The sequence below is a fragment of the Staphylococcus agnetis genome (assembly GCF_002901865.1).
GTDB lineage: Bacteria > Bacillota > Bacilli > Staphylococcales > Staphylococcaceae > Staphylococcus > Staphylococcus agnetis.
Map to the genome: position 1 here is coordinate 1 of NZ_PPQF01000009.1, position 11,311 is coordinate 11,311.

The following is an 11,311-nucleotide window of genomic DNA, read 5'->3' on the forward strand; positions in this document are numbered from 1 at the left end:
ACATAAGTTAATCATTTATTTACCAATTAATTCTAACAAACCTTGGAATGAATATAATCCAGTAAAAATTGTTACAAGTACAGCAACAATTCCAAAAATAAGCATCCATGTCGGGTGTTGATAGTCACCAACAATACGTTTATTTTTAGAAGCAATTAAAATTGTTGTTAACACAATAGGTAAAATCAGGCCATTGAATGCACCAGCAACAATTAATAGTGTTACAGGTTTTCCTAAAAATAGGAAAATGATAGTTGATAATACAATAAAAGTAATAACTACATAATTATCATGTTTATTTATTTTATGATGTAATGTTTTCAAAAATGTAGTACTTGTATATGCCGAACCAATTACTGATGACATTGCAGCGGCAAAAAGTACGACACCGAAAATATTTTTACCAATTGGACCTAGAGCATGTTCAAATACAGAGGCAGGCGGATTTTCAGGATTTAAAACTACGCCAGTGACAACAACGCCTAAAACCCCTAAGAATAACAAGCCTCTCATCACACCAGTAGTTAAAATACCTGCAATCGCAGAACGGTTTACGAAAGGTAAATAATCTTTACCTTTAATATCTGCATCTAGGAGACGATGTGCACCCGCAAAAGTAATATAACCACCTACTGTACCGCCTACTAAAGTAATAATTGGTAATACGAGTGCAGCGGGATTTTCAGGTACAAACATTCGACCAGCCGCTTCTAAGTATGGTGGATTTGTTTTAATCATAACAAACGCTACGATGGTAATCATTACAATACCTAAAATAAGTGTAACAACATCCATAATTTTTTGACCATTTTTTGAAACAAAGACTAAGATGGAAATAATTGCCGTAATGGCAGCACCAAGTCTCACATCAATGCCGAAAATGGCGTTTAGACCTAATCCAGCACCTGCAATATTACCAATATTGAACGCGAGACCCCCTAAACCGATCAATATTGAAATAAATGTTCCTAGTCCTTTTACGACTTCATTGGCAACTTCTTGTCCACGTAAACCAGTGACCACTAAAATACGCCATATATTAATTTGAGCACCGATGTCAATGATGATAGATAGTAGAATTGCAAATGCAAAACTTGCTAAAAATTGTTGCGTAAATACAGCAGTTTGCGTAAGGAATGCAGGTCCTATCGCAGACGTAGCCATCAAAAACACAGAACCTAATAATAAACGTTTATGTGTTTTTGTAAATTCAAATTGTTTTGAACTGTTCAATTGTTGTGATTCCCTTTTCATTAATTAACCCCCTAATTTAACAATGCGTACATCAGCTGCTGATAAAGCGTCACGAATTTGTCTCACAAACTCTAATGCATGTGCCCCATCACCATGCACACATATTGTATCTGCAGTAATATGAATGTCTTCTCCATTTGTTGCGGTCACCTTACCCTCAGTAACCATTTTAATCACTTGAGCAATCGCTTCGTTAGTATCTTCAATAACAGCATGTTTTTCTTTACGACTAACAAGTTGTCCGTTTTCTTCATAACGACGGTCTGCGAAGACTTCAGACGCCGTTTGTAATCCAATTTTTTTAGCTTCTTCAATCAAGTGAGATTGAGATAAACCTACAAAGATTAAATTTGGATTCATATCATAAACAGCTTGTGCAATCACTTTAGCAACTGCGCTATCTTTTGCCCCCATTTGATACAAAGCTCCATGTGGTTTAACGTGATTTAATGGAACGTCATAAAGGTCGCAAAATGCTTGAATCGCGCCAATTTGATAAATGATCATGCTGTAGATTTCATCATGTGTCATATCTAATTGTCTACGTCCAAAACCTTGTAAATCCGGAAAACCTGGATGGGCACCGATACCAACACCATGTGTTTTCGCACGTGCGACTGTATTTTGAATTACTACCGGGTCACCAGCATGGAAACCACATGCAACGTTTGCAGAGGTAATCAACGGGATAACTTCTTTATCATTTCCTATAGTGTAATTACCGAAGCTTTCACCTAAGTCGCAATTTAAGTCAACTTTATTCATGATTTGCCTCCTCAAATATTGAATGACGATCTAAAAATTTAATGTCTACATCTTTAGCATCACCTTCATAATACGGTGGATAAGATAATACAGCATATAAGAAATCAGCTGTAGTGGTGAAGCCATCTATCACCATTTCATCTAGAGTGACTTTTAGTTTTTCTATCGCATGTGAACGATCGTCACCCTTAACAATTACTTTTGCAACTAATGAATCATAATATGATGACACAGTGTAACCACTATAAAGAAGTGAATCAACACGAACATTAAAACCTTGAGGTAAATGCAGTCTTTCAACAGTACCAGGCGTAGGGCGAAAACCTTTTTCTGGATCCTCCGCGTTAATGCGTGCTTCTATGACGTGACCTTGAAAAGGAATCTCCTCTTGTTTTAATTTTAATGCTCCATCTCTCATAATTAATAATTGTTGTCGTACTAAGTCAATATTAGTACGCATTTCAGTTACGGTATGTTCAACTTGAATACGTGCATTCATTTCAATAAAATAATACGCATCTTCTGTTACCAAAAATTCTATTGTACCTGCACTACGATAATTTGCTGCTTGTGCAACTTTTACTGCATCATTACACATTTGAGCTCTTTTTTCATTTGTTAACGCACTACAAGGAGACTCTTCTATTAATTTTTGATTTTTCCGTTGAACAGAACAGTCACGTTCTCCGAGATGAATAAAATTTGTTTTGCCATCACCTAAAACTTGTACTTCCACATGTTTCGCAATTGGGATAAAAGCTTCAACGTATATTCGATTATCGTTAAAATATTTATTTCCTTCACTTTTAGCCTCTTTGAAAAGGCGCTCGATATCACTCTCTTGTTTGACAATACGAATGCCTTTCCCGCCACCGCCACTTGCCGCTTTCAAGACAATCGGATAACCAAGTTCTTCTCCTAATGATTTTACTTCATCGACGGATTCGACTGCACCTTGTGAACCAGGAATAACGGGAACACCTGCTTGATGGACAGTTTGACGTGCTGTAATTTTGTCTCCCATAAGTTCCATAGTTCGTTTTGTAGGTCCTATAAAATAAAAACCTTCTTCCTCAACTTTCTCTGCAAAAGTAGGACTTTCAGATAAAAAACCATAACCAGGATGGATTGCATTGGCTTGTGTCATCTCAGCAGCAGCTAATATGTTTCTTATATTTAAATAGCTGTCTAAAGGATTTGCATCGCCAATACATACAGCATAGTCAGCAAGTTTAACGTGTAAACTCGCTTCATCTCCCACTGCATAAATTGCTACAGATTCCATTTTCATTTCTCGAAGTGCACGTATAATACGTACTGCAATTTCTCCACGATTGGCAACTAATACTCGAAACATCTAACCCCCCCTTTATTTCAATTTCACTATGATTTGGTTATGTTCGATGTTTTCTCCATGATCAACTAGTATTTCTGTTATTTCACCGGATGCATCAGCTGTAACGTCGTTCATGACTTTCATTGCTTCAACATATCCAATAATATCACCTTTATTGATGTGATCACCGACTTTAATCACAGGTTTTGTAAGTTCTTTTTCATCTTGTAAGTAAAACGTTCCTATCATTTGAGAGCGAATGACTTTCTCATTATCTTCGGTATCATTGGTGTCATGATTTGATGGAAGCTGAGTTGAACCCGTAAGGTGAGATGCTGTTGGTGCAGGCATATCATCATTTGGAACTTGTGCAGCTAAATCTAATTCCAGTTCAATATCATCATCTTTATATTTAAAATGTTTCGCCCCGTATGCTCTTAATAAACTTAATGTTTGATCGATTTGTTTTAAATCCATGGTTTACTATCTCCTTTTAATACACTTTTAATTTTGGATTGAGTGGGTCTAATATTGTTCAAATAACGTTTCGGTTGTTTTTGTAATTGTGAAATAGCATGTTGCAGTTTTCTGTTTTTTCGGTCAAGAATTTCATTTGCCTCATTAAATGTGACCCATTCAAACTGAATGGTTTCACCAGGCCGTTTTTGGATGACATCTACAATATCTGAATCTATGACAGTTGCAATTTTCGTGTAACCGCCAACAGTTTGTCTGTCATTAAGTAATATTATAGGGTTGCCATCATTTGGAACTTGTATACTTCCTAGTGCAACAGGTTCAGAAATGATATCTGCTGACTCTGAAGGTTTAATAGAGGGTCCTTTTAATCGGTAACCCATGCGGTCAGAACTATCAGATACTGTAAATTCTAAATTTTCAATTTCTTTTATTGTACGCTTAGAAAAGGCGTTAAGTTGTGGACCGTCCATAATACCAATAGGAAGATTCCCTTTGGGGCTAAAACTTTGATAGTCCGTTGAACGGCCAATGAGACTATAGTCAATATTGTGCTGCATCGTAGGGATGATATCTTTCGCTTTTAAGACTCGCCCTTTGTGACCGCCTATAGATGTCCGTGTATGTGTCGCCGCACTCCCTTCAACAAGTGGAACATTTAAGGGATTGGCAAACCCTATGTATGCACGTACACCTTCGTGAGCAGTACCCATTTCTAAAATATCACCTTGGTCCGCTTTAATTACAGTTTGATGTGGTATAGTATGACCATTTAATTTCATATTAAATGGAGCGCCTGTAACCGCAAATAAATTTTGTTCTAAAAATTGAATTGTTGGGCCTACCATTGTAATTTCTAAAGAGGGTTGATTATTCGTATTAAGTAATGCATTTAATATTTCAAAACTTGGACGATCCATCACACCAGCTGGAGAAAAACCTTCTTCCTGATGGCCGAAACGTCCTAAATCTTGAATTGTTGTAAAAAGTCCTGGTTTTAATATTTTAATGCTCATAATTGATGATCACCCAATCTTTATAATCAATGAGACCGTTTTGTGTATATTTTTTAATGTGCAAAAATTGCTCTTCATTGATTGCATAAAATTTAATTTTATCGCCTGGTTGATATAAAATTTTAGGATCCCGATGGATATCAAACACTTTAATTGGTGTTTGACCAATAATTTGCCATCCGCCTGGTGAATCTTCGGGGTATAAACCAGTTTGATTATTTGCTATACCCACTGATCCTGCTGGAATTTTAATTCTTGGCTCTGATTTACGTGGCGTATGAATTCGTTTGTCAAGTCCACCTAAAAATGGAAACCCAGGCATAAATCCAATCATATAAACTAAGTAGTAGCCTTCTGTATGCGTTTGAACAACCTGTTCAGCTGTAAGTTGATTATGTTGTGCAACAATCTCTATGTCAGGTCCCCATTTTCCCCCGTATAACACTGGTAAATTAATGATGCGACGTGTTTGATTTTTAGCAACGTCATCGAATGTAATCGATTCTAATTTTAAGTCTTTAAGTAATGATTCATACTTTATGGAGATACCGTCGAAGTACACTAAGAGCGCTCGATATGATGGCACGATTTCTTTAATATCTGGATGTTCTAATGATTCGATATAAGTTTTTACGATATGCAACCGATTGAATGTCGTTTCATCTATATTTGATTCAAAATAAATCATGAATGCCTGTTCGCTAATCTGTTGATATTCCATTTTTAAATCCCCCTTTCTGAAACCCTTTACAAAGAGTCATTTTACCATGCTTATGTTAGTCTTACAATTTGGATTGGATTAATATAAATTGTAAGTTTCAAAGCATATACTAACGTTACTGTATGATATGATTTATGTCTTGATTTTATAAGTAGACAATAGTTTTGTTTATCATGTGTAGTAACGATGTGATTGCAATTAAAGACCTCAATAATGATGTTTCTTGATATATTCGATGAATAAAGATAATGCGTTTAAACAATCACACGAAAAAACATTATCACATAATAATGATTAGGACAAAAAAATAGAGGTTAAGTTATTCCCATTTTAAGGAATTCTTAACCTCTAATTCATAAATTGTTATTTTATATTAACAATCTTAACATTCATTTCCCCACCGTTTGGAAGTGGTACACGAACTTCTTCGTTCAATTTTTTACCAATTAAAGATTTCGCCATTGGTGATTCGTTAGATATTTTACCATTAAACGCATCAGCTTCAGCTGATCCTACAATTTGATAGCTCTCTTCTTCATCACCAGGTAACTCGACAAATGTAACAGTTTTACCGATTTGAACGATGTGATTATCGCCTGTATCTTCAATAATTAAAGCATGGCGAAGCATTGTTTCAATTCGTTGAATGTCCTGTTCAATAAAACCTTGCTCGTCTTTTGCAGCGTCATACTCCGAGTTCTCTGATAAATCCCCGAAGCTTCGTGCGACTTTAATTTTTTCTACGACCTCAGGACGTTTAACGGTTTTTAATTCTTCTAATTCTTGTTCTAGCTTTTCAAAGCCCTCTTGTGTCATTGGATATTGTTTTTGATTTTCCATGTTTGCATCTTCCTTTTACGTTTAAAATTAGTCTTGTTTTTGAACTAAAGCTTGAATTTTTGTCGTCATTATATCAATGGCGACTTTATTGCTTCCACCTTCAGGAATGATTATGTCGGCAAATTTTTTAGTAGGTTCTATAAATTGGTTATGCATTGGTCGCACAACATTTAAATATTGCTCTACTACAGATTCCATTGTACGGTCTCTTTCTTTTGTATCTCTGATTAACCGTCTTAGAATGCGTAAATCTGCATCTGTATCGACATAAATTTTTACATCCATCATATCTCGAAGCGTTTCATTTTCAAGCGCAAATATACCTTCTACGATAATAACATCTTTAGGTTCAAATGCAATTTTTTTATCGCTTCGAGTATGAATTGTATAGTCATAAGTTGGAACTTCAACGGATTTACCTGCTTTTAAATCTTTTAAATTTTGAATTAATAAATCATTGTCAAAAGCAAAAGGATGATCATAGTTTGTTTGTAATCGTTCTTCAAAAGTAAGATGAGATTGATCTTTATAATAAAAATCTTGTTCAATTAAGGCAACACTGTGACCGTCTAAGTTTTTCATAATTTTATTTGTAACAGATGTTTTACCTGAGCCAGAACCACCAGCTATACCAATAATCGTAGTTGAGGACATGTTTTTAAACTTCCTTTCGCATCATGTTGTTTTTATAGATGGGTTGATTCACTTTGATTTGAATGATTTGAAGTGGGTGTCTTGCTGCGTCTAATTCATTGCCTTCTTCATCATAAATGACGTCTATCACTTGTTTAAATGTATCAATTTCAGGTCCAAAAAATTCTACTTCTTGACCAGGTTTAAAATGATTACGTTGTTGAATTGTGGCAAGTTGTGTTGTTTCATCATATGCAAGTACTAATCCGATGAAATCAAACGGTGACTTTTTAGCTGATTCATTTCCAAACATTTGCTCTTCATATCCTGGCGTTCCTTTGAAGAAAGCAGGTGCGGTATCACGATTCGCACATTTATCTAATTCAATTAACCATTCTGGTTTAATTTTGAAGTTTTCAGGATCCGCAGCATACGCATCAATCACTTTTCGATAAACAGACACAACTGTCGCAATATAGTGAATGGACTTCATACGACCTTCAATTTTCAAAGAATCAATACCTAAATCCATCATATTGGGGATTGATTCTATTAATTTCAGGTCACGTGGGCTCATCGCAAATGGTACAGATTGACTATCATCAAAATATAAATCCAATTCACCATCTTGATCAACTGTTAATAAATCGTAGTCCCAGCGACAACTTTGACAACAGCCCCCGCGATTAGAGTCACGTGCTGTCATATGATTACTCAATGTGCAACGGCCAGAGTACGCTATACACATAGCCCCATGAATAAATGCTTCTATTTCAATGTCTACCTTATCTTTAATTTCCTGCATTTCCATAGCACCTGTTTCACGTGCAAGTACTACGCGGTCTAATCCTTCTTCTTTCCAAAATTCAACTGCTTTATAATTACTTAAAGATTGTTGTGTTGATAAATGAATTTCTAATTTAGGTGCGACACGTTTACATGTTTCAATGATGAGAGGGTCGGCAACTATAATGCCTGTAGCACCCGTTGATTCGAGTTGTTTTAGATATGTGTCTAATCCTTCAATGTTTTCGTCATGAGCTATAATGTTTGTTGTAATATAGACTTTCGCGCCATATTGATTAGCAAAGTCAACGCCTTCTTTAATTTCATCAATAGTAAAATTGTCGGCGTTTGATCGTAAACCATATTCTTGACCACCTATAAATACTGCATCAGCCCCATAATGTATGGCTATTTTTAATTTTTCTAAATTGCCAGCAGGCGCCAATAATTCAGGCTTTTTTATTTTGGGTGTGGTTTTGGGTCGTATAGCCTCCATCACCTTCATTGTCATCTCTCCTATACCATATCTATTTTATAATTTTAATAAACGGTTTGCTTGTAGAAGAAACCTTCATCAAATGGGCGATGTTCTGGTTGGATTTCTTCAATCGCATCTACGAGCATAAATTTTTCGTCTTCGTAATCTTCAGGTGACGCTTCGTAAAAATCAATTGCTTTTCGATATTGTTCTGTTACAAGCGAAATATATGATTCATCATGTAATAAGCCATCAATTTTAAAGCTATCAATACCTGCCTCGAATAACGGTTCAAGTTCTTCAATTAAACAAATATCATTAGGTGACATAATATGCGTGCCATTATAGTCTTCAAAGACCGGATATTTATTATCACGTTCTTCATCATACAAAAGCAGTTGTGTATCGTCAGCATGAGGTTGTCGTTCTATTTTCATTTGGCGTTCTTGGAACGTGTAATAATTCCCAAGAAGCATACGCTTAGATTGAAACATACACGTCATGCCATGGACTTGAACTTCAATTTCAACATCACTGTGTGCTTTAATGCTTAAAATTTCTTCTAGACTTAATTCTCTTGCTAAAACTGCACGTTTAGCACCTCTATTCCCCCAATAATTACATTGGAAGTGATTAGTGACTAACGTTTCAGCATTCCAGTTTAACGGAATGGGGTTATCCTGTTGTTTTACTAACATTACTACAGCAGGGTCACCAAAAATAATACGATCTACACGTAATTCATGTAAAAATGCTATATAATCTTCTAAAGCTGGGATATGGTAATTGTGAAATATTCCGTTTACGGCCACATATACTTTTTTACCCGCAGCTTGAATTTTGTGTGTTGCTACTGTTAAATCTTCTCTATTAAATTCGCCTGCAAGTCTTAAACCAAATTTTTCTTCTCCGATAACAAAGGCGTCAGCCCCTTTATCGATTAATGTGTCAATATGACTTAATGATTTAGGCGTTACTAATAACTCAGTCATGACTATGCTCCTTTATTGAAATTGCTAGACCGTCATCCATATTTACAAAATTTGTTGTAAATGTTTTTTGTTGAACAAGCCATTCATTGAACTTTTGTACTTTCTTAACCATTTGCTTTACATTACGACTTCGAACAATTTCGATATCTGATACAAAGCCATGATAAAGTACGTTATCTGTAATAATGATGCCATTTTCAGAGAGTAAATCTTGATAAAGTTCAAAGAATTTTTGTGATTGTGCTTTAGCTGCGTCGATAAAAATCATATCATAGTGTCGATCATTCACTGCAGAATATGCTTCTAAAGCATCTGCTTCTATCAATCGAATTTGATTTTCAAAGTCAAAAGTTTTAAAATTCTCTTTTGCTAAAGTAATCATCTCGGCGTTTCGTTCTATTGTTGTAACGTGGATAGAAGGATGTACTGAAGCAAAATGCATACTACTATACCCAATAGCACAACCGATTTCTAATATGTTTTTGGGTTGTTTCATTCGTATAAGTTGTAAAATCAAGTCTAACGACAGTTGATCGACAATTGGAACTTTATGTTCTTCCGCATAGCTGCGTAACGTATTTAGTTTCGAATCGTGTGATTGTATTTTCAAAAAATAATCCTGATTTTTATCAAGCATTACTATTTCATCCTTTTTTAGTTAGATGCATACATCAAAAAATAAACCAGCCATAGTGACTGATTTTCCTTAATGTAACTATACATACAGTGTTATCGCGAAATGCCTGTGTTCTTATATGAGCACATATACACTGATAAAATACTTCTTAAAATTATAACACAACTCACATTATTTTTTAACACTGAATTCATCTTTAATGATGATTTATTACAAAACACACTGATACCTTAAACTTATCACGTATAAAAATAGCCAACAAAATTCACTTGTCATGAACTTTGCTGGCTTTGTTAAGATTTAGGCGTCGATAATCCCGACACTATTTTTTATTCTTCTACTTCATCTAAGTTCGTATTCACAACTTCTTCAATCATGTCCCATTCTTCATCTGTTTCAACGGGTAAAAATTTACCACCTTCACCAGTTTCATCAGGTTGATTAATCATTGGAATAAGTTCAATTAAGTCATCATCGTCAGCTTGAGCGCCTTCTTCTGCAAGAATGACATAATCCTTTTTAAAACCTGGATGATAAAATTCTAACATTTTTCTATATAACACTTCGTTACCATCTTCATCAAATAATGTTAATAATTCTTCATCATTTTTAAGTTCAATTTCTTGGTTATTATGGTTCATATTTGTCATAATATGCTCTCTCCTTAATTTAGTGAGTCTAAATACCCTTGTAAAATAAATACAGCGGCCATTTTATCAATTACTTTTTTTCGTTTTGCTCTTGAAACATCCGCCTCTAATAATGATCGTTCTGCTGCCATTGTACTTAATCGTTCATCCCACATAATAATTTCTAATTCTGGCAGTGCTTCTTGTAGTGCTTGTTTATATTTTAAAGAAGCCTCGCCCCGAAAGCCAATAGAATTATTCATATTCTTAGGGAGACCGATAACCACTGTGCCAACATGTTCTCTTTTAATAATTTCAATCAAGGTATCTATTCCGAGCTGGTTGTTTTGTTCGTTAATATGGAGTGTGTCTAAACCTTGCGCTGTCCATCCCATTAAATCACTAATGGCAACGCCGACAGTTTTACTACCTACATCGAGTCCGATAATTTTATGTTTAAGCATCTGAATCCTTTTGATGATGTTTTAAGTAAAAAGATACGAGCTCTTCCATAATATCATCGCGATCGATATGTCTAATTTGATTACGTGCTTCATTATGACGTGGAATGTACGCTGGATCACCTGAAAGTAAATAACCTACAATTTGGTTTACTGCGTTATACCCACGTTCTTCAAGTGTATGATATACATTGTTCAAAACATACTCAACGTTTTCTTTAGGGATGTCTTCATAGCTGAATTTCATCGTTTTATCAAAGTTTTCCATTCCTTAACACTCCTTAAA

At 35.1% G+C, this 11,311-nt stretch carries 14 protein-coding genes; all 14 read right to left on the reverse strand.

Annotation, left to right across the window (positions count from 1 at the left end; all coding sequences use genetic code 11):
- Window positions 1-15: 15 nt before the first annotated feature.
- Window positions 16-1,254: an NRAMP family divalent metal transporter gene (locus tag CD172_RS01545; RefSeq protein WP_103345262.1), complete on the reverse strand. Its 1,239-nt coding sequence runs from the start codon at window positions 1,252-1,254 to the stop codon at window positions 16-18.
- Between the two features lie 3 nt (window positions 1,255-1,257).
- Window positions 1,258-2,019: a 5-oxoprolinase subunit PxpA gene (gene pxpA, locus CD172_RS01550; RefSeq protein ID WP_103345263.1), complete on the reverse strand. Its 762-nt coding sequence runs from the start codon at window positions 2,017-2,019 to the stop codon at window positions 1,258-1,260.
- Window positions 2,012-3,376 (reverse strand): acetyl-CoA carboxylase biotin carboxylase subunit, encoded by a 1,365-nt coding sequence (locus CD172_RS01555; protein WP_103345264.1) that lies wholly within the window; start codon window positions 3,374-3,376, stop codon window positions 2,012-2,014. The genes pxpA and CD172_RS01555 overlap by 8 nt, the downstream gene beginning before the upstream one ends.
- 12 nt (window positions 3,377-3,388) lie before the next feature.
- A complete protein-coding gene (locus CD172_RS01560; RefSeq protein WP_103345265.1) occupies window positions 3,389-3,832 on the reverse strand; it encodes an acetyl-CoA carboxylase biotin carboxyl carrier protein in 444 nt (147 codons plus the stop codon).
- Window positions 3,823-4,848, reverse strand: coding sequence for a 5-oxoprolinase subunit C family protein (locus CD172_RS01565; protein ID WP_103345266.1), 1,026 nt, complete (start codon window positions 4,846-4,848; stop codon window positions 3,823-3,825). Before CD172_RS01565 ends, CD172_RS01560 begins: the two co-directional genes overlap by 10 nt.
- Entirely contained in the window at window positions 4,838-5,569 is a 732-nt protein-coding gene (pxpB, locus tag CD172_RS01570; protein ID WP_103345267.1) for a 5-oxoprolinase subunit PxpB, read from the reverse strand. Before pxpB ends, CD172_RS01565 begins: the two co-directional genes overlap by 11 nt.
- A 363-nt stretch (window positions 5,570-5,932) precedes the next feature.
- Window positions 5,933-6,409 carry a transcription elongation factor GreA gene (greA, locus tag CD172_RS01575; protein ID WP_060551172.1) on the reverse strand — a complete coding sequence of 159 codons (477 nt, stop codon included), beginning with the start codon at window positions 6,407-6,409 and terminating at the stop codon, window positions 5,933-5,935.
- Between the two features lie 27 nt (window positions 6,410-6,436).
- On the reverse strand, window positions 6,437-7,063 hold the full coding sequence (gene udk, locus CD172_RS01580) for a uridine kinase (RefSeq protein ID WP_037565447.1): 627 nt from the start codon (window positions 7,061-7,063) through the stop codon (window positions 6,437-6,439).
- Between the two features lie 4 nt (window positions 7,064-7,067).
- Entirely contained in the window at window positions 7,068-8,333 is a 1,266-nt protein-coding gene (locus CD172_RS01585; RefSeq protein WP_060551174.1) for a peptidase U32 family protein, read from the reverse strand.
- Between the two features lie 35 nt (window positions 8,334-8,368).
- The gene (locus CD172_RS01590; RefSeq protein WP_037565448.1) at window positions 8,369-9,298 is read right to left on the reverse strand and encodes a peptidase U32 family protein; all 930 of its coding nucleotides are present in this window, start codon (window positions 9,296-9,298) and stop codon (window positions 8,369-8,371) included.
- On the reverse strand, window positions 9,291-9,935 hold the full coding sequence (locus CD172_RS01595; protein WP_060551175.1) for an O-methyltransferase: 645 nt from the start codon (window positions 9,933-9,935) through the stop codon (window positions 9,291-9,293). The genes CD172_RS01590 and CD172_RS01595 overlap by 8 nt, the downstream gene beginning before the upstream one ends.
- 329 nt (window positions 9,936-10,264) lie before the next feature.
- Window positions 10,265-10,585 carry a DUF1292 domain-containing protein gene (locus tag CD172_RS01600; protein WP_060551176.1) on the reverse strand — a complete coding sequence of 107 codons (321 nt, stop codon included), beginning with the start codon at window positions 10,583-10,585 and terminating at the stop codon, window positions 10,265-10,267.
- 14 nt (window positions 10,586-10,599) lie between these two features.
- Window positions 10,600-11,028 (reverse strand): Holliday junction resolvase RuvX, encoded by a 429-nt coding sequence (ruvX, locus tag CD172_RS01605; protein WP_037565451.1) that lies wholly within the window; start codon window positions 11,026-11,028, stop codon window positions 10,600-10,602.
- Entirely contained in the window at window positions 11,021-11,293 is a 273-nt protein-coding gene (locus CD172_RS01610; RefSeq protein WP_039645438.1) for an IreB family regulatory phosphoprotein, read from the reverse strand. The genes ruvX and CD172_RS01610 overlap by 8 nt, the downstream gene beginning before the upstream one ends.
- Between the last annotated feature and the right edge of the window lie 18 nt (window positions 11,294-11,311).

Excerpts from the sequence above, each read along its gene's own strand:
- CD172_RS01545 (WP_103345262.1), bottom strand. The coding sequence starts at position 1,254 with ATGAAAAGGGAATCACAACAATTGAACAGTTCAAAACAATTTGAATTT.
- pxpA (WP_103345263.1), bottom strand. The coding sequence starts at position 2,019 with ATGAATAAAGTTGACTTAAATTGCGACTTAGGTGAAAGCTTCGGTAAT.
- CD172_RS01555 (WP_103345264.1), bottom strand. The coding sequence starts at position 3,376 with ATGTTTCGAGTATTAGTTGCCAATCGTGGAGAAATTGCAGTACGTATT.
- CD172_RS01560 (WP_103345265.1), bottom strand. The coding sequence starts at position 3,832 with ATGGATTTAAAACAAATCGATCAAACATTAAGTTTATTAAGAGCATAC.
- CD172_RS01565 (WP_103345266.1), bottom strand. The coding sequence starts at position 4,848 with ATGAGCATTAAAATATTAAAACCAGGACTTTTTACAACAATTCAAGAT.
- pxpB (WP_103345267.1), bottom strand. The coding sequence starts at position 5,569 with ATGGAATATCAACAGATTAGCGAACAGGCATTCATGATTTATTTTGAA.
- greA (WP_060551172.1), bottom strand. The coding sequence starts at position 6,409 with ATGGAAAATCAAAAACAATATCCAATGACACAAGAGGGCTTTGAAAAG.
- udk (WP_037565447.1), bottom strand. The coding sequence starts at position 7,063 with ATGTCCTCAACTACGATTATTGGTATAGCTGGTGGTTCTGGCTCAGGT.
- CD172_RS01585 (WP_060551174.1), bottom strand. The coding sequence starts at position 8,333 with ATGAAGGTGATGGAGGCTATACGACCCAAAACCACACCCAAAATAAAA.
- CD172_RS01590 (WP_037565448.1), bottom strand. The coding sequence starts at position 9,298 with ATGACTGAGTTATTAGTAACGCCTAAATCATTAAGTCATATTGACACA.
- CD172_RS01595 (WP_060551175.1), bottom strand. The coding sequence starts at position 9,935 with ATGCTTGATAAAAATCAGGATTATTTTTTGAAAATACAATCACACGAT.
- CD172_RS01600 (WP_060551176.1), bottom strand. The coding sequence starts at position 10,585 with ATGACAAATATGAACCATAATAACCAAGAAATTGAACTTAAAAATGAT.
- ruvX (WP_037565451.1), bottom strand. The coding sequence starts at position 11,028 with ATGCTTAAACATAAAATTATCGGACTCGATGTAGGTAGTAAAACTGTC.
- CD172_RS01610 (WP_039645438.1), bottom strand. The coding sequence starts at position 11,293 with ATGGAAAACTTTGATAAAACGATGAAATTCAGCTATGAAGACATCCCT.